At 57.7% G+C, this 21,567-nt stretch carries 19 protein-coding genes and 1 other RNA gene; 10 read left to right on the top strand and 10 right to left on the bottom strand.

Features of this window, described 5'->3' with window-relative positions; translation table 11 throughout:
- Window positions 1-23: 23 nt before the first annotated feature.
- Genes ACOYNB_RS05885 through ACOYNB_RS05860 form a run of 6 tightly spaced genes read right to left on the bottom strand, consistent with a single transcriptional unit; the run spans window position 24 to window position 7,634 of the window.
- A complete protein-coding gene (locus tag ACOYNB_RS05885; RefSeq protein WP_422838199.1) occupies window positions 24-935 on the bottom strand; it encodes a hypothetical protein in 912 nt (303 codons plus the stop codon).
- The gene (locus tag ACOYNB_RS05880) at window positions 932-1,999 is read right to left on the bottom strand and encodes a glycosyltransferase (RefSeq protein ID WP_422838198.1); all 1,068 of its coding nucleotides are present in this window, start codon (window positions 1,997-1,999) and stop codon (window positions 932-934) included. Before ACOYNB_RS05880 ends, ACOYNB_RS05885 begins: the two co-directional genes overlap by 4 nt.
- Window positions 1,978-2,940, bottom strand: coding sequence for a DUF6625 family protein (locus tag ACOYNB_RS05875; RefSeq protein ID WP_422838197.1), 963 nt, complete (start codon window positions 2,938-2,940; stop codon window positions 1,978-1,980). Before ACOYNB_RS05875 ends, ACOYNB_RS05880 begins: the two co-directional genes overlap by 22 nt.
- On the bottom strand, window positions 2,937-4,073 hold the full coding sequence (locus ACOYNB_RS05870) for a glycosyltransferase (protein ID WP_422838196.1): 1,137 nt from the start codon (window positions 4,071-4,073) through the stop codon (window positions 2,937-2,939). Before ACOYNB_RS05870 ends, ACOYNB_RS05875 begins: the two co-directional genes overlap by 4 nt.
- A 10-nt stretch (window positions 4,074-4,083) precedes the next feature.
- The gene (locus tag ACOYNB_RS05865; RefSeq protein ID WP_422838195.1) at window positions 4,084-5,241 is read right to left on the bottom strand and encodes a lipopolysaccharide biosynthesis protein; all 1,158 of its coding nucleotides are present in this window, start codon (window positions 5,239-5,241) and stop codon (window positions 4,084-4,086) included.
- A 2-nt stretch (window positions 5,242-5,243) separates the two neighbouring features.
- Window positions 5,244-7,634 carry an SLBB domain-containing protein gene (locus ACOYNB_RS05860; protein WP_422838194.1) on the bottom strand — a complete coding sequence of 797 codons (2,391 nt, stop codon included), beginning with the start codon at window positions 7,632-7,634 and terminating at the stop codon, window positions 5,244-5,246.
- Window positions 7,635-7,838: 204 nt separating this feature from the next.
- Here ACOYNB_RS05860 and ACOYNB_RS05855 point away from each other — a divergent pair, with 204 nt between their 5' ends.
- Together ACOYNB_RS05855 and ACOYNB_RS05850 are read left to right on the top strand one after the other, a co-directional pair.
- Complete coding sequence (locus tag ACOYNB_RS05855; protein ID WP_420817189.1) at window positions 7,839-8,003, top strand: rubredoxin; 165 nt, start codon at window positions 7,839-7,841, stop codon at window positions 8,001-8,003.
- Window positions 8,004-8,008: 5 nt separating this feature from the next.
- The gene (locus ACOYNB_RS05850) at window positions 8,009-9,184 is read left to right on the top strand and encodes an NAD(P)/FAD-dependent oxidoreductase (protein ID WP_422838193.1); all 1,176 of its coding nucleotides are present in this window, start codon (window positions 8,009-8,011) and stop codon (window positions 9,182-9,184) included.
- 25 nt (window positions 9,185-9,209) lie between these two features.
- On the opposite strand, the gene ACOYNB_RS05845 is transcribed toward ACOYNB_RS05850, so the two are convergent.
- Window positions 9,210-9,548 (bottom strand): hypothetical protein, encoded by a 339-nt coding sequence (locus tag ACOYNB_RS05845; RefSeq protein WP_422838192.1) that lies wholly within the window; start codon window positions 9,546-9,548, stop codon window positions 9,210-9,212.
- 54 nt (window positions 9,549-9,602) lie between these two features.
- Between ACOYNB_RS05845 and ACOYNB_RS05840 the strand changes: the two genes are divergently transcribed.
- The 8 genes from ACOYNB_RS05840 (at window position 9,603) to ssrA (ending at window position 19,089) form a co-directional block, all read left to right on the top strand.
- Window positions 9,603-9,911 (top strand): hypothetical protein, encoded by a 309-nt coding sequence (locus ACOYNB_RS05840; protein WP_422838191.1) that lies wholly within the window; start codon window positions 9,603-9,605, stop codon window positions 9,909-9,911.
- 74 nt (window positions 9,912-9,985) lie between these two features.
- Window positions 9,986-11,335, top strand: a complete 1,350-nt coding sequence (locus ACOYNB_RS05835; RefSeq protein WP_422838190.1) for a hypothetical protein — start codon at window positions 9,986-9,988, stop codon at window positions 11,333-11,335.
- 11 nt (window positions 11,336-11,346) lie between these two features.
- Window positions 11,347-12,270 carry a metal ABC transporter substrate-binding protein gene (locus tag ACOYNB_RS05830; RefSeq protein ID WP_422838189.1) on the top strand — a complete coding sequence of 308 codons (924 nt, stop codon included), beginning with the start codon at window positions 11,347-11,349 and terminating at the stop codon, window positions 12,268-12,270.
- Between the two features lie 11 nt (window positions 12,271-12,281).
- On the top strand, window positions 12,282-13,046 hold the full coding sequence (locus tag ACOYNB_RS05825; RefSeq protein ID WP_422838188.1) for a metal ABC transporter permease: 765 nt from the start codon (window positions 12,282-12,284) through the stop codon (window positions 13,044-13,046).
- Window positions 13,047-13,221: 175 nt separating this feature from the next.
- Window positions 13,222-15,966 (top strand): preprotein translocase subunit SecA, encoded by a 2,745-nt coding sequence (secA, locus tag ACOYNB_RS05820; protein ID WP_422838187.1) that lies wholly within the window; start codon window positions 13,222-13,224, stop codon window positions 15,964-15,966.
- 21 nt (window positions 15,967-15,987) lie between these two features.
- Window positions 15,988-17,217 carry a bifunctional glutamate N-acetyltransferase/amino-acid acetyltransferase ArgJ gene (gene argJ, locus ACOYNB_RS05815; RefSeq protein ID WP_422838186.1) on the top strand — a complete coding sequence of 410 codons (1,230 nt, stop codon included), beginning with the start codon at window positions 15,988-15,990 and terminating at the stop codon, window positions 17,215-17,217.
- Between the two features lie 159 nt (window positions 17,218-17,376).
- The gene (locus ACOYNB_RS05810; protein ID WP_422838185.1) at window positions 17,377-18,639 is read left to right on the top strand and encodes an HD-GYP domain-containing protein; all 1,263 of its coding nucleotides are present in this window, start codon (window positions 17,377-17,379) and stop codon (window positions 18,637-18,639) included.
- 78 nt (window positions 18,640-18,717) lie between these two features.
- Window positions 18,718-19,089: a transfer-messenger RNA gene (gene ssrA / locus ACOYNB_RS05805) on the top strand.
- Between the two features lie 47 nt (window positions 19,090-19,136).
- On the opposite strand, the gene ACOYNB_RS05800 is transcribed toward ssrA, so the two are convergent.
- From ACOYNB_RS05800 to ACOYNB_RS05790, 3 genes are read right to left on the bottom strand one after another with little or no spacing between them, the layout of a single operon-like run.
- Entirely contained in the window at window positions 19,137-19,970 is an 834-nt protein-coding gene (locus tag ACOYNB_RS05800; RefSeq protein ID WP_422838184.1) for a sulfotransferase family protein, read from the bottom strand.
- Between the two features lie 14 nt (window positions 19,971-19,984).
- Entirely contained in the window at window positions 19,985-20,797 is an 813-nt protein-coding gene (locus ACOYNB_RS05795) for a hypothetical protein (RefSeq protein WP_422838183.1), read from the bottom strand.
- A 14-nt stretch (window positions 20,798-20,811) separates the two neighbouring features.
- Window positions 20,812-21,546, bottom strand: coding sequence for a S1 family peptidase (locus tag ACOYNB_RS05790; RefSeq protein ID WP_422838182.1), 735 nt, complete (start codon window positions 21,544-21,546; stop codon window positions 20,812-20,814).
- Window positions 21,547-21,567 lie beyond the last annotated feature (21 nt).

Below are 21,567 nucleotides of genomic sequence, written 5' to 3'. Positions count from 1 at the left end.
CCGGCAACGCATTCAGAATCCGCTCAAACCAGATAGATCGAGTCATAGCTTCTGCTTCGCAGCCCATTTATCGCATCCAACACACACGCCGCGAGGTACGCTCCATCTCCTGTGAATGAACGAACAGTTGCTCCGTCAAACAGTGAGCTCCCACAATCAATCAACTCATCGAGCGGAACCCCATGTTTGCGATATGGATCACCAGGCCTTTGACTAGCATAATCAAAAAACTTATAGTCCCCCCCCAACAAATCGGTAGCCTCATCGACACTGATCCATTTGTTTGGCACCATCAATGTGTCCGCCAATATTAGAGGGTGCAACGCATCGGAAGCAATAGCGTCGGCACCTCGAATCCACTCAAATAGAACTTCTACCGGCGCCCCAGTAGAGATAACGAATTGATTGCCCGCACTTGCGGTGCACCGACCATCACCAAATATCTTTGAAAACGTAATATGGTGCAGCACGACAATACGCCGTTCGCCATAAGCACCGAGCTTGAGAGCTGCTTTAGCGCGATAAAAATCAGATATTTTTTTCAACAGGGGTGGGTATGCCAAGACTTGCACTGCATCGGCCAACGACACGCCTTGACGTGGAGATCTCTTGGGATTAAGCATTTTTTTCGAGTACTCGCCTCGAACAAAATAGGCCGCATCAACAGAAATTGGGTCCACTTCCTTTATAAAACCAGAACCCAAAACAACAGAATGTGCATTAGCCTGAGTAAGCAAGCTCCCGAGAAAAATCAAGTGGGGGCCACGCTGCGTTAACGGACGATAAACACCGCAGGGAGATAGCGCCGAAAAAATATCGCGCCCCAAAACATCACCAAAATTCGGATACCCGCAATAATAAAGAAGTGGAACGCCACCAATCCGTTGAAACAACTCTTGGGTCGCCACTTTTAAAATTCGAGCCTTGCTCATCATGATTGCAAAATTCTTTCCAAGGTAGCCAAGAAACTCTGACTCCCATAACGCCCCAAACCAAAATGTGACAAGGCGAGGCGGTCTTCACTCTTCAGTTTAGATGCTTGAATAACTGCGTCCGCAAAGCCCTTGATGTCACCGGCTGATACGCCATACCCTCCTGGACCGCACACCTCGTTGGGCCCATTGCCTGGAACGTTAAAAAAAACAACCGGCACACCCGCGCTGACCGCTTCAGCACAGGTCAGCGATGGTCCCTCTGTTCTTGAAGGCAACAATACAACATCCGCGTACGCATAGACGCTTCCAGGTGACTTGCAGACCCCCATGAGCGAGACACGGACATCAGGCATCTGCAGCCCGGAGATGCGTGTCTCTAGCGCACCGCGCATGGATCCATCACCCCACACCTCTACATCAAAACCTAGAGAGCCTCGCTCAGCCAGTTCCATGCATATTTCAGGCAACAGGTCCGCGCCCTTCTCATACTCAAGGCGCCCCATATAAATAAGCTTACGCCGCTTTGAACCACCCTCCGCTTTAGAGGTTTTCGCAGCGGCCATACACTCCGAACTAATGGGGTTATAAATTACCGCCTTGCAATCGCCACCTATACTCGCAATTACATCAAAAACAGTCTGATACGAAGCAAGAGTAACTCGAAAGGCAACGAGATACCGCTCAACGAGCCATGTCAACAACTTAGTGAACGACTTCGGCTTTGGCTCAAAAAATCTCACCGAATCCATTAAGAAATATACGCCACACGAAACAGGAATGAGTGCAGAAAATACTCTGGCCCTGGAATCAGGCATAACAATCCATTGAAGGTTGCGACGAACTGCTGCCATCTTGATGATGGCAAAAAAACCTCCGTACCTGACTCCTCTTAACCCGAAGTACGCCTTACTCCCCAACCAGTCTGGCGATTCACCACGGTAAAATACCGTAACCTTATAGCCACCATCAATCAATGAGCGCGCATAAACTTCTGTGAGGCGCTGCACCCCCCCGGCGCCGGTCAAAACTCCGGCGACCAAGGCTACTTCGCGTATCTTCGCCATAGCGCTTCGGTGTAGATTTTCGACTTCACACGGCGCACAGCCATTGCTGCGCCCCAATTTATCTGATCCCAGCACCGTGGCCTCACACTGTCAGATGGTGTGTCAGACAAACTAACACTCCCGTCAGGGCGAAAGTTTACGAAGACAGTGTCGGCTAGTTGGCTCCAACACCCATTCTGAGCAATGACGGATCGTTTCTGGAGGTGCAAGTAAGGAACAGTTCCGCCCCCACCTTCGCCATCCACAGTTAAATACAATTTCGCCCCACGCCGACCAACACCACGAACTGCTCGCTTGAACTGATCGAAAGGTGCAACCTTCCAATAATTAATATCCACCGCGGACCCGCTAACTTTCACATCCCACACCAACCCACCAACATCGTCTGCAGCCCAATTCGCAAAGATTTTATTCTGATAATGAAACTCATCGAATGCGTGATTTTTAGGGTGCGCCATGATCATTTTCCATGACTGGCCATAGTAAGCATCTAACTTGCCGATGAATTCAGAATAGAAAACCTCATTCCCACCCTGAAGATGCCCTCTATTTCCAATAAATACAGGCCGATCCGTGCGACGCAACACATTCAAATACCCAGACAGATCACCATAAATACAATCCACGTCACAGCAAATTGACGCCACGACCGGCCGACCGGATAGATGGGAATAAGCAAGAGGCCAGAACTGCTTTAAATCATTCAGCTTATACCCAGATAAGGTCGTTATGGAAACACCGCACAACTCCGAAAACACATCACGCAATTCTTGAGATCGCACGCAAGTCACATTAACGTTTGCGGCGAAGAACCAATCAGGCGCTTGCGGGTGATCTGTACACACATTTACAGACCTGACCTGCGTACTCAAAGTTTGAATGGAGAACCAATTGAATGGTGACATTCGACCCAGATAGAATACAAATGCATCAACACTCATTGCTGCACACCAACTTTTGAGTAAATTTGCGCCAAGGCATCAATCATCGCAGCACTATCAAATTTCTCCAGATATTGCTGCCGAGAAACTCGCCCCATCTTGCTGCGTAGAGAATGATCCCCAAGTGCAAACAACGCTTTGAGGGCCTCGCTTTCCGCAATTGATTCCTTCTCACTAATGAGATACCCATTGGAACTCACCAATTCATTTACCCCACCGACATTGCTTGCGACAACTGGAAGACCACCCCTCATTGCTTCAAGAATCGATAGTGGCAACCCCTCAAACCTAGAAAGCAGAATAAAAATATCACTTTTTGCCAACAGCGCATCCACATCAGATCTGGCCCCAAGGAATTCAACACAGGATCGCCGATCCGCAGGAATATTAGCAAGAAACGCATCCTTGAAATCGGATGCGTCTGTGCCGTGACCAACCAAGGTCAGCCGGTATTTGCCATCAAGTCTTGCAAAAACCTTTGACATCAGCTGATGATTCTTTTGGTAGCCGACTCGAGCAACCATAATGATGCGGATTTCACCCACAGCATCTCGCTCACCAGTTAATTCAACGTTTGCACGCAAGTCAGGAATACCATTATGTATCACATCCATTCTTGAGGCCAACCAGGGCAAAACTCTGACGCCCAATTCACGATCGGCCACCGACACACATACATACCTAGAGGTCGACACCAAACCCAAAACAATCTCTAACCCGTACGCCACCAACGAGTTTGTACGCGAGCGCCCTGGGCCAAACCCCCATCCATGTACAGTAAAAACAGCCTGACGCATTAGGAACACACACGCCAGACGCGTCACGAAAGACGCTTTAGTGCTATGGCAGTGAATGACATCCGGCCGACTTCGTGAAAAGAGCATTATTAGCGCCCACACCGCGGCCAATGTCTCTTTCAAAGATGAGCCGTTATCTAGCCCTGGCAAAACCACACGCTTCACATCTGGCGGCAAGCCGGAAAACGCAGCACCATCCCCGCTAAAGACAAGTGTTACGGAGTGCCCTTTGGAAATTAACTCTTGTGCAAGCAAACTCACATGCAGGGGCGCACCACTAAGATCGGACTTAGAAGACACAAGAGCCAGATTCTGGGCATCATTAGAGATCGACATTCAAACCACTTCAAGCACGACTGGCACCAGATTCCCACACATCACCCAAAACTTTGAACACGGCAAACTTGGTTTTTATAAAGGGCCACAAATAAAATATCAACGAGATCACAAATACCAGCAGAAAGCCAAACGCCGCGATATATGCACGACGAGGCCTGTCCGCACGCTCCGGAGGGGTTGCAACGTCCACCACCTGAATGACTGCACCCTCCTTAGCCTCATCCAGGCGGGCTAACTCTAACTGCTTCGCAAACAACTCAAATAGATTTTCGTAATATTTGTACTCTCTGTACTTATCAACATAGCCACTCGCGGCACCAGACTGCCCTGAACTTTCCAACCGTTTCAAATCACTTTGCAAAAAATCTAGCTGAGCTTGAGCAGCCTTGTATTCTGCAGATTGCTCCGTTAGATATGACCTCATATACTGCAGCCGAACCTTGGCATCGGTTACTCTTGCCTTCAAGGAGGCATAGGTATCAGCCAGCGCTTTGGGTTCAGTTTTCAGAACTCCCACGTTGATGCCGCTTTGCTCGAGCGCACGCTGGGCCCCACCCAAATTCTCCTTAGCCTGTCGAAGCTGGTTTTCAAACAGAACGCGCCGCTGCTGCGCCTCGGTTAGAGCCAACTCTGATGTCAGCTTTTTAAGTTGCTGCACGTAGCCGTTAGCCAGATCGGCGGCTCGATTCGGATCCCGATCCTCGACAGTCAGAAGAATCAGTCCGTCTTTCTTCCCCACTTCGACTTTCAATGCAGCTTGCAATCTTTTCCTGACTTCATCTCTCGACGACTCGCCGTACACGCTCTTCAGATCAAATTGATCGATAACTCGATTTGTAATCCGAAATGACCAAAGAAGAGACGCATACAGGTCCGCCATATTTCTACCTGCATTCGGCAACGATACCCCTGCTGCTGCGCCAAGTGACTGCATCGCCGCCGCGGCGCCAGATTGCGATGACTGAGGAGGTAGCAACAATGTTCGGCCAACGTATGTAGGCGGGATGAACGACGTGCCCCAATAAGTAATCAACGCACCAATTGCCGCAATAATTAGACTAAATGGCACCTTCCGAAAAAGGACCTGAGCAATCTTTACGAACAGCAAGTCATCTCCCGAATTGCTGGACGCTGCGGTTTGATTCAGCGAGGTTTGGAGACTCATGTTCAGTTCCTAATCGTCTTGATCGCCGCCGCACCCAAGCCCATTTGGTAAATGATTTGAGTGATGTCTTTCGCATTCCTTGTAAACACGCTCCACGCACTCTCGTGATCTGTCTTCTCAGGCAAAACAATCACATCACCAGGCATCACCTCACTCCGCTTCACGGTTGAGAACCAGCTGTTTGTGTTGTTGGACAGCACACTGCCATCCGCGCGAATCACAAAAATCTCGTCTTGGTCAGCACCGCTCGTCAGGCCTGATTGATTCAGGTAGTCCTGCACCGTGAGGCCCGACTTCCAGATCAAAGACGATTCGGTATTCACGGCCCCCAGCACATAGACAAAATCCGGGCGTGCCGGGATCACCAGGCGATCCATGCTTTCCAGCCTCAGGGTTGGCAGCTTTTGCTCTTGGTTCAAGCTGGGCGACAAGCCGAGCATGATTCGACCTGTGGGCTGCAGGTTACGCAGTCGGTCAATGGCTTGCTTTTGCGCCTGCGCCTCTGCTTGCATCCGCAATTGGGCGGTGCCCGCACTGTCTGAGCTGGACACGCTGGCCGCGCTGGTGCTCAAACGCGTTTGTGTTTGGGCTTCCATGCGCTTCACCAGTTGCTCCAGGTTGGCAGTTTGTGCGCGCCGCACTTCGTCTCGGAAGAAGGCTGCGCCATATACATAGGCATCAGGTGTCAGCCCGCCAGCTTTGTCCAGCAGGTTCGCCATGGTTTCGCCAGGCGTCATTTGATAAATGCCTGGGCGCATGACTTCGCCCTCCACTCGCACGAACACCTGGCGCTTGGCTTGAGGCACGCGCACATCGTTCACCGAGAACACTGTCACCACATCACCAGGCTGCAGCGGCAAGTTGTCAGGGCTCTTTTCGTTCTCCAATGCCTTGCCCAGGTTGAAAGGCAAGAGCTTCACCGACACATTGGCCGAATCCACTCGCTCAACCACAGCATATTCAAGGTTGACCTCATCAACCAGGCGACCAATATCACGAGCCAAGGTGTCTTGGTCAATGACGGCGGCCTTCTCGTCGTCCGCACCAGCGCCGTCGATGAACATGCGACTGCCGGCACGGCGCTTGTCGTCATCACTCAGCAGGACATCGTTTTGTCGCTTCACCGACGCGCGCGACATCAGCACGGCTTTGTTGGGAATCAGATCACGTACGGTCATGCCGTCGCGCCAGGGCGTGCGTGTGGGCTGGGCCACGTTGCCACGCAGCGTCACCGCGTTACCAAACTCGGGCACCAGTGAGGAGACGGTGAGCAAGTCCCCACTTTTCAAGGTTTTCCCAAGGCCAATGCTGTCGAGTGCAAAGACATCGACGCTACGGGCCGGCTTCTTGAGGGGGTCAATGCGCTCCAGTTGCGCGCGCTTCGGATCGGCCACCACAGGCAAGCCACCGGCCAGCGCCAGCACACCACCAATGGTGTCACCTGCACCGCTGAGTTCGTAAACGGCTGGCGTAGAGACCTTGCCGCTCAGGGCCACATAGCCCTTTGCTGCGGGAATGACGATGGTGTCGCCATCTTGAAGTTTGATGTCATTGCCCTTCTCGCCCTTGGCAATGAACGCATACAAGTCAAGCTCGGTAACAAGCTTGTCGGCACGCTTGACCTGAACATGGCGCATGCTGCCGTTCTGGTTAGGGCCACCGCTGGCAAACAGCGCCGACACCAAGGTCGATTGGCTGCTGAGGTTGTAAGACCCCGGCTTTCGCGCTTGCCCCACCACGTACACGGTGATGCCACGCAACTGGCCCATGGTGACGCTGAGTTGAAAGTCACGGTAGTACTTGCCTACCGCCGCTTTGACAACGTCTTCAACCTGCGCACTGCGAACACCAGCCAGATTGACCGTCCCGACGCGGGGAATGTGAATAGCCCCGTTTCGGTCCACCACGGCACGTACGTCGATGTCAACCGAGCCCCAGCCACGAATCTGCAACTCGTCGCCTGGCCCCACGCGATAGTCCGGCGACACGGGCGCATTGGCCTGTGGTGCATAGGTGCTACCGATCTGGTTGAAAAATCCCGAGCCAAACAAGGGCAGTGCTTGCCCCGACGACTCCAGCACAAACTTCTGGAAGTCATTGGGCGGGAGCGGCTTGAGCGCTCTGGCATCTGCCTGGGTGGGCGCAACATTCGTGCGCTCTTCGGCTTGCTGAACCTGCCTGATGACAGGCAATGAACTGGCGCCGAACTCACTGCTCAATTTGCCAGCTGCAGCAGTGGGCATGGCCAAGCCAGAGGGACGTTCATCGTCCAAGGCTTGTGCACCCCCCCCCAGAGCAGACAGCGTCTGAGCCCCTACAGGTTGTATTGCGATAGCGACTGATGCCAAAAGCAGCAGGAAACGGCTAATACGAGGCAGGCGAGGCTGAATCATGGCGCCTTAATTCATCAAATGAGATCCGTTCATTGTAGGGGTCGTAATCATGCACTTTGGTGGTGCATATGACTTTCCAACACTCTGGGCGCGTTACCGTAAGACTGACGTAAGGTTGGCGCCAAAAAATACCTTTTGGCGTCCGCAATGCCATGCCCGACCGGGCATCTGAGCCAGAATGCGGCCCGAGTTTTAAGGAATGTCATGAAAACCTATCAGTGCATCGTTTGCGGCTTCATCTACGACGAATCTCAAGGTTGGCCGCAAGATGGCATCCCGGCTGGCACCAAGTGGGAAGACGTGCCGGCTGACTGGGTCTGCCCCGACTGTGGCGTGGGTAAGGCCGACTTCGAAATGGTGGAGATTTGAACGCCATGACCGAAGCTGTCGTCATCATCGGTTCCGGACTGGCGGGCTACAACGTGGCGCGCGAGCTGCGCAAAGCCGACGCCGAAGTGCCCATCGTGCTCATCAGCCGTGACGAGGCGGGCTTTTATTCCAAGCCCATGCTGTCCAACGCACTGGCTGGCAAGAAGACCGCGGCCTCGCTGGTCATGAAATCAGCCGAGAAGATGGCTGACGAGATCAAGGCCCGTATCGTGGCCCAGGTGTCGGTGGACGCCCTGAACACAGCTGCACAGACGCTGACCTTGTCGACGGGTGAAGTGCTGCCTTACCGTGACTTGGTGCTGGCATTGGGGGCCGACCCGATTCGCTTGCCACTGACGGGCGATGCCGCCGACACCGTGCTGTCGGTGAACGACCTGAATGACTTTGCGCGTTTTGCGCAGGCGCTGGATGCAGGCCCCGCCGGCACGCCGGTCAAGCGCGTGGCCATTTTGGGCGCAGGCCTGATTGGGTGCGAGTTTGCCAACGATTTGTTGGCACGCGAGGTTCAACCCACGGTGATTGACCTGGCTGAGCGAGCGCTGGCACGACTGCTGCCCCCAGAGGGTAGCGAACGCTTGCAAGACAAGCTGGTGGCGGGCGGAGCCTGCTTCCGCTTTGGGGTGAGCGTGGCTTCGGTTGCGCGCGGTGCGCAAGGCCTGACCGTGAGCCTGAGCGACGGCAGCACGGTGGACACCGATCTGGTCTTGTCTGCCATTGGCCTCAAGTCCCGCACGACACTGGCCGCCGCCGCAGGCATTCAAACGGGGCGCGGGATAACCGTGAACCGACACTTGGCCACCAGCGCCCCGCACGTTTACGCCGTGGGTGACTGCGCCGAGGTCGATGGCACGCTGCAACCGTATGTGATGCCGCTGATGCAACAGGCTCGCGCCTTGGCTGCAACCCTGGCAGGCAAGCCGACAGCGGTCAGCTACCCAGCCATGCCTGTGGTGGTGAAGACCCCTGCTTGCCCCACGGTGGTGTGCCCGCCGCCCGCGGGGGCTGAAGGCACCTGGACGGTCACCCGCACCGACGACGCCTTGGAAGCGCACTTTGCGCCTGAAGGTCAATCTGAACCGCTGCTGGGCTTTGCATTGCAAGGCAAGGCCGTCACACAGCGCCAGGCATTGGCTGCTTTGGTGCCACCGGTGTTGGCTTGACCCGGAGAAGGTCAACGCCAAGCCGTCACTGATTTTGGATGCGCACGCGGATCGTGTTGACCTTGATCCCCTTGCGCACCAAAGCCTCCATCAACCGAGGCTGAAGTTGCCGCAGCTTGGCGGACACGGCCGAATTGGCGGCCAACAAGGTCCACCCCTCTTCATCGACCGGCCCGGCGCTGACGTAGGGTGCCATGGCCGGTGGCAGCACCACGCGAATGGCAGCCAGGCAGTCTTGCGACAAACGCAAGCGCTGCATCAGCCCCGACAGCGCATTCGAACGCGACATGACCTTGGCGACCTGGGGCACGTCAGGCACCATGGGCTTGAAGGAAATGCTGGTCGTGATGCGGGGACGGGACACTGCGTAATTACCGAGAGTTGCAAGGGCATATTGTCACCACAGTAGACTAGCACCATGCAAGGTCGTTCGTGGATGCGGATAGGCCAGTCCCTGTTACTGGCGATGGTGCTGTTGCTCATGCAACAGGCCGGGCTGCGCCATGCCTTGCAGCACGCCGCCAATGACGATGCGCACGCCGCGCACACGATCTGCTGTGAATGTGTCGCCCACCATGCCGCCGACCACCTGAGCACGCCTCATGTGCCGGTGCTGCGCATGTTGGCAACCACCCATGCCGCACCGGATGCACCCCGCATCGTCCTGGCCGATGGCGAAGTCCGAACCGCTTACTGGGCCCGCGCCCCACCCCTTCGACAAATCTGATTCCCGTTCGCTTTTTTTGCAACGACCGGCTGGCACTTTGTCTGCGTGCCCGGCTGGTAATGATTTGTCTCATCATGAAAAAACTCTCTGCACTGGCTTTGGCCGTGGGCGTCAGCCTGCCCGCATGGTCAGCCACCGACCCCACCCTTGCGCAACTCCGTCAACAAATCGACGCGCTGCGCCAAGACTACGAAACCCGCATCAAAGCACTCGAAGACAAGCTGGCACAAGCACAGAGCCAGGCTCAAACGGTGGCTTCTGCACCCGCCCCGTCACCAGAGCCCGCGCCCGAGCCGACAGGCAGCCGCCAAGGCAACAATGCTTTCAACCCGGCCATTGGCCTGGTGCTGAGTGGCGCCTATGCCAATTTGTCCAAAGACCCCAGCACTTGGTCGATCCCGGGCTTTGCGCCCAGCGGCGGTGAAGTGGGCCCCGGACAGCGAGGTTTCACGCTGGGTGAGTCGGAGCTGAACTTCAGTGCCAACATCGACAGCCTGGCATTTGGCGCCTTGACCCTGGCCGTGACGGGTGAAAACGAAGTCGAGGTGGAAGAGGCGTACATCCAAAGCACGGCCTTGCCGGCTGGTTTGACGCTCAAAGGTGGCCGGTTCTATGCCGGTCTGGGCTACCTGAACGAGCAGCACACCCACACTTGGGACTTTGTCGATGCGCCGCTGACCCATCAGGCCTTTTTGGGCGGGCAGTTCAAGCAAGAAGGTCTGCAAGCCAAGTGGCTGCTGCCAACTGAGCAGTTCATTGAATTGGGCATGGAGGCAGGCCAGGGTGGCAACTTCCCGGGCGCCCATGCCGGGCAAAACGGGTTGGGGGCACTGCTGGTCAGCGTCCATACCGGTGGCGACATTGGACTGAGCAACAGTTGGCGCGCAGGCGCATCGTGGATGCAGACCCGCGCCAAGGACCGCACCTGGGATCTGACAGACACCGGCGAGGCTGCGCGCACCTTCCAAGGCAACAGTCGGCTTTGGGTACTGGACGGTGTGTGGAAATGGGCGCCGAACGGCAATGCCCAGTCCACCAACTTCAAGCTGCAAGGCGAGTACTTCCGCCGTGTCGAATCGGGCGATCTGACCGATGTGGCCGATGCCAGCACCGGCGCCTACCAGTCCACTCAGTCGGGCTGGTATGTGCAGGGTGTCTACCAGTTCATGCCGCGCTGGCGTGTCGGGCTGCGGACCGAGCAACTGGACACAGGCTCGGTGAGCTTTGGCGCACTGGCCGACCGCCTGAGCAACCTCGATGCACGCCCTCGTCGAAACAGCCTGATGCTGGACTGGTCCCCCAGTGAATTCCACCGCTGGCGCATTCAGGTCAACGACGACCGCGTACGTCAGGACGGCAAGGACACCCAGGTGTTCCTGCAATACCAGATGAACCTGGGTGCACACGGTGCACACGCCTTCTGAGGAGTTTGCAAATGAACCATCACACTTCACATGGCGCCCTGGCCCGCACGCTCGTGGCCGGCTGCGCCCTGCTGGCCTGCGCCAGCCCCGGTTGGGCACTGAAGGTCTTTGCATGCGAACCCGAGTGGGCCGCACTGACACGCGAATTGGCTGGCGAACAAGCCACGATCTACACCGCCACCAACGCCTTGCAAGACCCCCACATGGTCCAGGCGCGCCCCAGCCTGATGGCCGCCGTGCGCAATGCCGACCTGCTGGTGTGCACCGGCGCCGAGCTGGAGGCCGGATGGCTACCCGTGCTGCTGCGCCAATCCGGCAACCCGAACGTGCAACCGGGCAAGCCGGGCTTCTTTGAGGCCGCACGCTCGGTCAAGATGCTGGATGTCCCCAGCCGACTGGATCGCGCCGATGGCGATGTGCACGCGGCCGGCAACCCGCACATCCAGACCGACCCGCGCAACATCGCGGCCGTGGCCCAAGCCTTGGGGAAGCGACTGACTGAGGTCGATGCAGCCCAGGCGTCGCTCTATCAAAAGCGCCTGAACGACTTCAACGTTCGCTGGACGCAGGCCATGCAGCAATGGAATGCGAAGGCAGCCCCGCTCAAGGGCCTGCCCATCGTGGTCCAGCACAAAGGCTTCCCTTATCTGGAAAACTGGCTGGGGCTGAAAGAAGTCACCGCACTGGAGCCTTTGCCCGGCGTGGAGCCCAGCAGTGCGCACTTGTCCAGTGTGATCAAGTTGTTGCAGCAGCAGCCGGCCAAGGCCGTGGTCCGCGCCGCGTACAACGACGGCCGCAGTTCGCAATGGCTGGCGGAGCGCAGCCATGTTCCAGTGGTGGTTCTGCCCTTCACCGTGGGCGGCAGTGAACGTGCAAAAGACCTCTTTGGTCTGTTTGACGACACCATTGATCAACTGCTGAAGGCCGCACACTAAGGAGCATTAGGATGACGCATACCGTGGACTGGTCCATCGTGGGCCCCGCCCTGGTCGCTGGCTTGCTGGTGTTGAGCACGCACGTCCCCTTGGGGCAACGGGTGCTGCAAAAAGGCATTGTGTTCATTGACCTGGCGGTGGCGCAGATGGCCGGACTGGGCGTCATCCTGGCGGATGTGCTGGGGTGGGAGCCCCAGGGCTGGGCCGTACAGGCCGCTGCGGTGTCTGCGGCCTTGCTGGGCGCGGGCATCCTCACCTGGATGGAGCGGCGCTGGCCCGACATTCAGGAAGCCTTGATTGGCGCCCTGTTTGTGGTGGCATCCAGCGCCGGCATCTTGCTGCTGGCGGGCAATCCTCATGGTGGCGAGCACCTGAAAGACCTGCTGGTGGGACAGATCTTGTGGGTCACGCCCGAGCAACTACAACCCCAGGCCTTGCTGGCGGCCATCGTGCTGACACTGTGGTTTGGCGCTCGGCGCTGGCTGGGGCAGGCCGGCTTCTACATGTTGTTTGCGGTAGCGGTGACAGCATCCGTGCAACTGGTCGGGGTCTACCTGGTATTCAGCAGCCTGATCATGCCCACGCTGGCTGTGCGTCATGCGCCCGTGCGGTGGCAGTTGCCACTGGCATGGGGCGTCGGGGCGCTGAGCTATGCGCTAGGGCTGAGCGTGTCGGCCGTGGCGGATTGGCCCTCTGGCGCCGTGGTCGTGGTGGCGATGGCTGCCTTGTGCTGCGCACTGAGCACCTTGATCCCCACCAAACAGGCCTCACATTGAGGTGTCAGAACCGTTGTGGGCGGGGGAAAGCCCCCCTGCCCTGCGGTGTGCGCGCGTCGCAGAAGCGACACCCCTGGGTGCTACACTTTTCTGTTCAGGTTGAATGGGGGTTAGTCCCTGACAACCAGGGTCAGCCAAGGGGCTGACACAAACGACCGATTGGATTGATTGCTCCATGTTGCCCAAGCTTCTTACTTCGATTTTTGGTAGCCGTAACGAACGCCTGCTGAAGGAATACCGTCGGACGGTGGCCAAGATCAACGCGCTGGAGCCCACTTTCGAGTCCCTGAGCGACGACCAGCTGCGCGCCAAGACCGAAGAATTCAAGCAGCGCGTCGCCAACGGCGAATCGCTCGACAACCTGTTGCCTGAGGCTTTTGCCGTGGTGCGCGAAGGCTCGAAGCGCGTCTTCAAGATGCGCCACTTCGACGTGCAATTGCTGGGCGGCATGTCCCTGCACAACGGCAAGATCGCCGAAATGCGCACCGGCGAAGGCAAGACCCTGACAGCCACCCTGCCCGTGTACCTCAATGCCCTGACCGGCAAGGGCGTGCACCTGGTGACGGTGAACGACTACCTCGCTCGCCGCGATGCCGAGTGGATGGGCAAGCTCTACACCTTCCTGGGCCTGAGCGTGGGCATCAACCTGCCCCAGATGCCCCGTGAGCAGAAGCAAGCCGCTTACGCCGCTGACATCACCTACGGCACGAACAACGAATACGGCTTCGACTACCTGCGTGACAACATGGTCTACGAAGTCGAAGACCGCGTGCAGCGTGGCCTGAACTACGCCATCGTGGACGAAGTGGACTCGATCCTGATCGACGAAGCCCGTACGCCACTGATCATCTCGGGTCAGGCAGAAGACCACACCGAGATGTACATCCGCATCAACACCGTGGTGCCTCACCTGAAGAAGCAGATCGGTGAAGAAGACCCCAAGACCGGCGAAGGCATCATCGAACCCGGTGACTTCACGGCTGACGAGAAATCTCGCCAGGTCTTCCTGACCGAAGCCGGCCACGAGAAGGCCGAGCAACTGCTGACGGCCGCCGGCCTGCTGCCAGAAGGCGCGTCGCTGTACGACGCCGGCAACATCTCGCTGATGCACCACCTGTACGCCGCCCTGCGCGCACACCACCTGTTCAACAAGGACCAGCACTACGTGGTTCAGAACGGTGAAGTGGTCATCGTGGACGAGTTCACGGGCCGCCTGATGTCGGGTCGCCGCTGGTCGGATGGCCTGCACCAGGCCGTGGAAGCCAAGGAAGGCGTGCACATCCAGGCTGAGAACCAGACCCTGGCCTCGATCACCTTCCAGAACTACTTCCGCATGTACAACAAGCTGTCCGGCATGACCGGTACGGCTGACACGGAAGCCTACGAATTCCAGGAAATCTACGGCTTGGAAACCGTGGTGATCCCGCCCAACCGCATCCTGGCCCGTAAAGATCAACTGGATCTGGTCTACAAGACCTCGAAGGAAAAGTTCGCCGCCATCGTGGCCGACATCCGCGAGTGTCACGAGCGCGGCCAGCCGACCCTGGTGGGCACCACCTCGATCGAAAACTCCGAGTTGATCGCCCAGATGCTGACCCGCGAAGGCCTGCCACATCAGGTGCTGAACGCCAAGCAACACGCCCGCGAAGCCGACATCGTGGCGCAGGCCGGTCGCCCCGGCATGATCACCATTGCCACCAACATGGCCGGCCGTGGGACCGACATCGTGCTGGGTGGCAACGTCGAGAAGGACATCGCTCTGATCGAGGCCGACGAGTCGCTGGACGAAGCCGCCAAGGCCGCCAAGATCGACGCGCTGCGCAAGGAACAGGTCGAGCTCAACGCCAAGGTGAAGGAGCTGGGTGGCCTGCGCATCATCGCCACCGAGCGCCACGAATCTCGCCGCATCGACAACCAGTTGCGTGGTCGTGCGGGCCGTCAGGGTGACCCCGGTTCTTCGCGCTTCTACCTGTCGCTGGACGATCCGCTGATGCGCATCTTCGCGGGCGACCGCGTGCGCGCCATCATGGACCGCCTGAAGATGCCCGAGGGCGAAGCCATCGAAGCAGGCATCGTGACCCGTTCGATCGAATCAGCGCAACGCAAGGTGGAAGGCCACAACTTCGACATGCGCAAGCAACTGCTGGAGTACGACGACGTGTCGAACGACCAGCGCAAGGTCATCTACCAGCAACGCAACGAGATTCTGGACAGCGCGGATGTGGCCGAGGCCATCGCCAACCTGCGCAAGGGTGCCCTGACCGATGTCGTGCGCACCTTCGTGCCCGCCGAAAGCCTGGAAGAGCAGTGGGATCTGCCCACGCTGGAAAAGGTGCTGCGTGAAGAATGGCAAGTGAACGTGGACCTGGTGAGCTGGGTCAGCACCGCCACCTCGGCGGACGACGAAGACGTGCTGCAGCGCGTGCTGCAAGCCGGTGAGGCCGCTTACGCTGCCAAGGTCGAGATCGTGGGGCCCGAGCAATTTGCCGGCTTTGAGCGCATGGTGCTGCTGCAGCACATCGACAGCCACTGGCGTGAGCACCTGGCTGCGCTGGACTACCTGCGCCAGGGCATTCACCTGCGCGGCTACGCCCAGAAGAACCCCAAGCAAGAGTACAAGCGCGAAGCGTTCGAGCTGTTTGGTCAGCTGCTGGACACCGTCAAGATGGACGTCAGCCGCGTGCTGTTGACCGTGCGCATCCAGACCCGCGAAGAAGCCGAAGCCGCTGCACAAGCCATTGAGCACCAGGGCGAAAGCATCTCGAACGTCACGTACACCCACCCCAACGAAGACGGTGAAGCCGTGTCGGAAACCGACCCGGCCACTGTGGCCGCCGAAGTACCCCGCGTGGGCCGCAACGACCCGTGCCCCTGCGGCAGCGGCGAGAAGTACAAGAACTGCCACGGCAAGCTGGCCTGACCGTCTTTGGAGTTTGAATTCATGCCCGTCAATCTGACTGCCCCCAACCCTGCCGATCTGCACCCCGTTCCGGGCGTCCAGCTTGGCATCACCATGGCCGGCGTGCGCAAGGCCAACCGCCGTGACCTGACCGTCATCACCTTGGCCGAAGGTTCGGCTGTGGCTGGCGTGTTCACCAAGAACCGCTTCTGCGCCGCCCCCGTGCAACTGTGCCGTGAGCGACTGTCGGCCGGCAACGAAATCCGTGCGCTGGTCATCAACACCGGCAATGCCAACGCTGGCACCGGCGAAGATGGTCTGGTGCGCGCCCGCGCCACCACCATCGCACTGGCCCGCCTGCTGAGCGTATCCCCCGAGCAGATCCTGCCCTTCTCGACCGGCGTGATCATGGAAACGCTGCCGGTGGACCGCATTGAAGCGGGCCTGCCCGGCGCCCTGGCCGACCTGAAGGAAGACAACTGGGCCGTGGCTGCCGAAGGCATCATGACCACGGACACCCTGCCCAAGGGTTATTCCAAGCAGATCACCCTGGGTGGCCAGACCGTGACCATCACCGGCATCAGCAAGGGTGCCGGCATGATCAAACCCAATATGGCGACCATGCTGGGCTATGTGGCCACCGACGCCAACGTGGCGCCCGGCCTGCTGCAAGGCCTGGTGACCGATGCGGCCAACGCCTCGTTCAACCGCATCACCATTGACGGTGACACCTCGACCAACGATTCGTTTGTGTTGATGGCGACTCGTCAGGCGCAGCACGCCGAAATCACCGATCTGTCCAGCGCAGACGGTCAAGCCTTGCGTGCCGCCATCATCGAAGTCTCGCAAAAGCTGGCGCAAGCCATCGTGCGCGACGGTGAAGGCGCCACCAAGTTCATTTCCATCACCGTGGAAGGTGGCCGCCATGAAGCCGAGTGCGCGCAAGCCGCTTACGCCATTGCTCACTCACCCTTGGTGAAGACCGCGTTCTTCGCCAGCGACCCCAACTTGGGCCGCATCCTGGCAGCCGTGGGTTATGCGGGCATCGACGATCTGGATCAGAGCCTGATCGACTTGCACCTGGATGACGTCCATGTCGTCACCAAGGGTGGTCGCCGCCCCGAGTACAAGGAAGAAGACGGCCAGCGCGTGATGAAACAAAGCGAAATCACGATTCGCGTGGGCCTGAACCGTGGCGAAGCCAAGACCACGGTGTGGACATGCGACCTGTCGCACGACTACGTGACGATCAACGCCGACTATCGCAGCTGATCGTGCCGCCAGCCTCTTGAGCTGGCTCATGAAACAGATGAAACGCCGGGTTTTGCCCGGCGTTTTGCTAGGTGACGTGCCTTGCCCCGGGCGCCATAATGTACCGAGGCGCCCCAGCAGGTGAGGGCCTGCACGATGGGCGCCGCAGAGGAGCACGTCATGAGTCTTCCCGCTGTTCAGGCCGATTTCAAAACGGCCAACCCCCACGCGCTGGCCACCATTCTGGAAGCCAGCGAAACCAAGTCGATCATCGCATCCAGCGACATCTTCGACATCAGCGGCATCAAGCTTTGGGCACGCGACCAGCCTGTGTCGCGCGACCTTCAGCGCAAGCTGATGGACCGTGCGCTGACCAAGCCGCTTGAAACCAGTCTGATGGTGGAAGACGGCGTGACCTCGGCCACCTTGGCCCAAGAAGTGGCTCGTCTGCTGAAGGATGACGGCCCGCTGCGCCCGCTGCTGATGCCTTATGCGGAGGCCCTGATCAAAGGCGCGGCCAGCGTACACCTGCACTCGGTGGTGCAATTGCTGCTGAGCACGGTCCAGACAGCACGACCTCTGGCCTTTGCGCATGCGGTAGAGGCCATGGCCGTTGCCGGAGCACTGGCCCGCGGCCGCGGTGGCGACGACAAGCTGGTCTCCATGGCCATGACCGCTGGCCTGCTCCACGACGTCGGTGAGATGTATGTGGCCCCCGAGTATGGCGAGGCAGATGCTTTGGCCACATTGGATATCGAAAGCTACCGCCAGTTGGTGGTTCACCCCCACATTGGTCAGTTGCTGCTGACACAACTGACCGACTATCCGAAAGACATCGCCCGAGCCGTTGGTGAGCACCATGAGCGACTGGACGGATCGGGTTACCCCCATCGGCTGACCGGAGACAAGATGTCCACGCTGGGGCGACTGCTGTCGGTCACCGATGCCGGCTTGGCCGCCCTGCGCAGCCCGCATGCGAACCTGCACCATGCCAGCGTGGCCCTGCGGGTGGTACCCGGCGAATTCGACATCCACCTGTCTGGCCCCTTGGCAGCCGCAGCACGCGCCGTCAAGCCCATGCAAGCCAAGGGAACCCTGTCTGATCTGCAAGTGTCACTGTCGAGACTGGACGTGATCCTGCAGGAAGCCATGAACCACATTGATGGCACCCTGCCTGCCGAGTCCAGCGAGGGCCTGCAACGTGCTGCCGAGCTGAGCCGCTATCTGCTGCACAAGCTGCGTCAGGGTTGGAACGAAAGCGGCCTCTGGAGTTTGGGCACCATCACCCCGGAAGACATGGCCGAGGCCGAAGCGGTTCAAGACGCTTTGCGCATGCGCTTGCGAGAAATCGAGCGTGCCGCACGGCTGGCAGCGGGCAAGTTGGGCGGCGACGAAGAAGAGGTGCTCAACCAGATGTGCAAGGGCTTGGTCGACCCCTCTTGAAATCTGGCCGAGCAGCACAATATCTTGAACCAAGGTCACACGGCCGGAGCGATCCGGCCTACAATGACCTTTCTTCCTGGGGCCGACCTGGTTTCGACGTGGGTGCGGATTCGGGACAGGGCATGTCGAGCACCAGTCAGCTCGTAAATCCACTGGAAAAAAACTAACTGCAAACGACGAATCGTTCGCACTCGCCGCTTAATACCGGTGAGCCTCTCAACAGTTGGCCTATGGGCTGGGCTTGAGTCGCAAGACAAGGGCTGAGAGGTCATTCACATAGGCTGGGCTTGAGCCGGGTCACTCGGTTCAGGCCAAGATTCAAGTGACTGGCTGGCTTGGTAGCGTGTCGCTGCGCGATCAGGTTGGCGAGAATCAAATCAGACGACTACACATGTAGAACTGCTCGATGATGGCTTACGGACGGGGGTTCAATTCCCCCCGGCTCCACCATATACAAAGCCCTGAATCTCACCGATTCAGGGCTTTTTCTTTGTGGATCACCAGTAACCGAACTTGCGGCCAAAGTCGCCGATGCGGCTCTGGATCTCGACCACCTCGTCGTCGGTCAGATCGTTTTTGTAGCTACCAACCCGAGCATCAGAAATGTCTTTGGTGTACATGTCCGACCAGAAGGCACCCGAGAACTTGTCGTTCAGACGCTTGTCCTTGTCGAAGTTGGCAGCCTTCTGGTGCTCGTCCGAGAACTTGATGGCTTTGTCCGGATCGTATTGAGCTCCGGTGAAGACCCCGACCTTGACCAATTGATCAGCAGGGTTAGAGACGAAGTCTTCGTACTTCACGAAGATGTACTTGCCCTTCAGTCGAACGAAATCGACCGCGTTGTAATACGACATGTATTCCCGGCAGAAGTCAGCCATGGACTTGAGTGCGGTTTGTGGCGTATGAAGACCATCCTCCATATGGCGCGCTTGGACACGTTTGACGGAGGCGATCACATCTCGCGGATCTCGAACAATGACAACAAACTTGAAGCTTGGAAAATAGTCGGAGATGTCGTTGAAGTGGTGCGTCAACTCCGGGTTCTTCAGCATGATCACTTCCGGGTCGTTGTACCGAGCAGCGATCAGCGTCAGGTACTGGCGGAAATTGCTGAAGATGACGTCCTGGAAGTTCTCCACCGATCCGAACTGGTCTTCGTTGCGCACCTCATAGCGGGCCAGATTCCATTTGTAGATCCGCATCACATCGAGAAGGTACCAACTCTCTGAGATGTAGGGATTGGTGTTATCGCCGCCACAGAGCGCTCGATGAATCGCCGTGGTCCCGCTTCGCATGGCACCACCAATGAATACGACTTGTCGCTTCTTCATATCTCAGTCTTCCCTCAAGACCGAACACCGGTCATCACGGACAACTTGTCCTTCACCATCGTTTGCACCTGAGTATTGAGGGCCTGCATGGCAGTGTGCGCCTCATCCAGACTCAGGGTGCCATCAACAGGCAGGAGCACACGCAACGCATCTGCATACTGCTCTGGCAATTTCGGCAACCGCTGCACCAGTCTTGCCCCGCCTTTTTCCAGAACAGGATAGGTGTCGTTCAGCGCGAACATCAGGATGTCGAAGAAGAAGACGAATTGCGATGACAAGGCCACCAGATATTGGAGGTCGGCATACTTATTCACCTTCAAAGCATGAATGACCGTGATGTCCATCTGCACCGAGAAGTATTGCAGCAAGGATGTCACCAGCGCAGGAGGCATGGGGGTCACGGCATCTCTGACGCGTTTGAGCGCGCCTGATCGATCGAACATGCAATCGAGATGCGCCAAATGCGCCAATGGCGTTGTACTGAGATCGCCGTGCGGAAACAGTGGCTTGATGAACCACTTGAACTTACCCTGCCTGGCTTGCTCCACATCGCGCTCGATCGATGGCAGATCCTTTAAGAAGAACTCAAATTTCTGCCCCCCCTTTTCGGCCGAAATCAAAGCAGGGGTCTTTGTAAGCTTGCAGCCTTCGCCCAACTGCTCCAACGCTTTGATCAAGTCATTGTTCGCAAAACAATTTGCATCACGTGTATGCAGCACGATGTCAAAGTCTGACGTGGCCGATGCCAAACCCAGTGCACGCGAGCCACCAATGCTGATGGCTTCAATCCCCTCGAAAGGGATCAACACAGACAAGATATCTTCCATGACTTTCAACCGTCTCAGTTATTGGCTTGGTTATCGTCGGTCTTGCTATCCCGCGCAATGACGATCCACGTCGTCGCCAAATTGTCGGCATAAATTTGATGCGACATTTTCCGCGCCTTGGGATCGACCTGCTTGGGGGCGCAATCAACGCCGTTGGACTTCAGGAACCTGCACAGCGATGCTGACTGGATGGCATAGCTCACGTTTTGAACCAGGTCACCGTTTTTCTCGGCCATCTTCAGCGCATCCAGCTTCCGCTCGACCACACCGACCACCAGGCCGTCAGGAGAAAACACCGGACCACCAGAGTTCCCCTTTTGCACCGCGGCACTCAACTGAAAAAGCATATCGGTACTGCGACGATAGCCACTGATCAACCCGTTGGTGATTTTCAGTGAACGCCCCAGATAGGTGGGACTGGGATAGCCCAAGACATAAACATCTAGCCCAATGGGCACAGAAGACCACTCGGCGATTTCAACAGGCCGACAACTGCCTTGCACTTGAAGCAAGGCCAAATCCAGGTCTGCATCAGCTTTGATCAATCGAGCCCGCAGAAATTTGTCGGCTGCCGATTGCCCCAGGAAAATGACCTCACGCCCCTTGATCACATGATTCGCCGTCGCGAACAATCCGTTTGGCGCCACGCAAAATGCACTGCCCGTGACGTACGTTGAGGCGGGCTGGACTGGCCGGACGTCCTGCGCTGAGGTCAATGTGGAGACCAGCCACAGAACGACCGCGACCACGATATGGACGCTTCGCGCCTC

Source organism: Aquabacterium sp. (assembly GCF_049317225.1).
Classification (GTDB): Bacteria; Pseudomonadota; Gammaproteobacteria; order Burkholderiales; family Burkholderiaceae_C; genus Aquabacterium.
The sequence above is the reverse complement of the archived record's forward strand: the minus strand, read 5'-3'. Positions and strand labels throughout refer to the sequence as shown.

Excerpts from the sequence above, each read along its gene's own strand:
- ACOYNB_RS05870 (WP_422838196.1), bottom strand. The coding sequence starts at position 4,073 with ATGTCGATCTCTAATGATGCCCAGAATCTGGCTCTTGTGTCTTCTAAG.
- secA (WP_422838187.1), top strand. The coding sequence starts at position 13,222 with ATGTTGCCCAAGCTTCTTACTTCGATTTTTGGTAGCCGTAACGAACGC.
- ACOYNB_RS05850 (WP_422838193.1), top strand. The coding sequence starts at position 8,009 with ATGACCGAAGCTGTCGTCATCATCGGTTCCGGACTGGCGGGCTACAAC.
- ACOYNB_RS05825 (WP_422838188.1), top strand. The coding sequence starts at position 12,282 with ATGACGCATACCGTGGACTGGTCCATCGTGGGCCCCGCCCTGGTCGCT.
- ACOYNB_RS05795 (WP_422838183.1), bottom strand. The coding sequence starts at position 20,797 with ATGGAAGATATCTTGTCTGTGTTGATCCCTTTCGAGGGGATTGAAGCC.
- ACOYNB_RS05810 (WP_422838185.1), top strand. The coding sequence starts at position 17,377 with ATGAGTCTTCCCGCTGTTCAGGCCGATTTCAAAACGGCCAACCCCCAC.
- ACOYNB_RS05860 (WP_422838194.1), bottom strand. The coding sequence starts at position 7,634 with ATGATTCAGCCTCGCCTGCCTCGTATTAGCCGTTTCCTGCTGCTTTTG.
- ACOYNB_RS05800 (WP_422838184.1), bottom strand. The coding sequence starts at position 19,970 with ATGAAGAAGCGACAAGTCGTATTCATTGGTGGTGCCATGCGAAGCGGG.
- argJ (WP_422838186.1), top strand. The coding sequence starts at position 15,988 with ATGCCCGTCAATCTGACTGCCCCCAACCCTGCCGATCTGCACCCCGTT.
- ACOYNB_RS05835 (WP_422838190.1), top strand. The coding sequence starts at position 9,986 with ATGAAAAAACTCTCTGCACTGGCTTTGGCCGTGGGCGTCAGCCTGCCC.
- ACOYNB_RS05830 (WP_422838189.1), top strand. The coding sequence starts at position 11,347 with ATGAACCATCACACTTCACATGGCGCCCTGGCCCGCACGCTCGTGGCC.
- ACOYNB_RS05885 (WP_422838199.1), bottom strand. The coding sequence starts at position 935 with ATGATGAGCAAGGCTCGAATTTTAAAAGTGGCGACCCAAGAGTTGTTT.
- ACOYNB_RS05880 (WP_422838198.1), bottom strand. The coding sequence starts at position 1,999 with ATGGCGAAGATACGCGAAGTAGCCTTGGTCGCCGGAGTTTTGACCGGC.
- ACOYNB_RS05875 (WP_422838197.1), bottom strand. The coding sequence starts at position 2,940 with ATGAGTGTTGATGCATTTGTATTCTATCTGGGTCGAATGTCACCATTC.
- ACOYNB_RS05855 (WP_420817189.1), top strand. The coding sequence starts at position 7,839 with ATGAAAACCTATCAGTGCATCGTTTGCGGCTTCATCTACGACGAATCT.
- ACOYNB_RS05840 (WP_422838191.1), top strand. The coding sequence starts at position 9,603 with ATGCAAGGTCGTTCGTGGATGCGGATAGGCCAGTCCCTGTTACTGGCG.
- ACOYNB_RS05865 (WP_422838195.1), bottom strand. The coding sequence starts at position 5,241 with ATGAGTCTCCAAACCTCGCTGAATCAAACCGCAGCGTCCAGCAATTCG.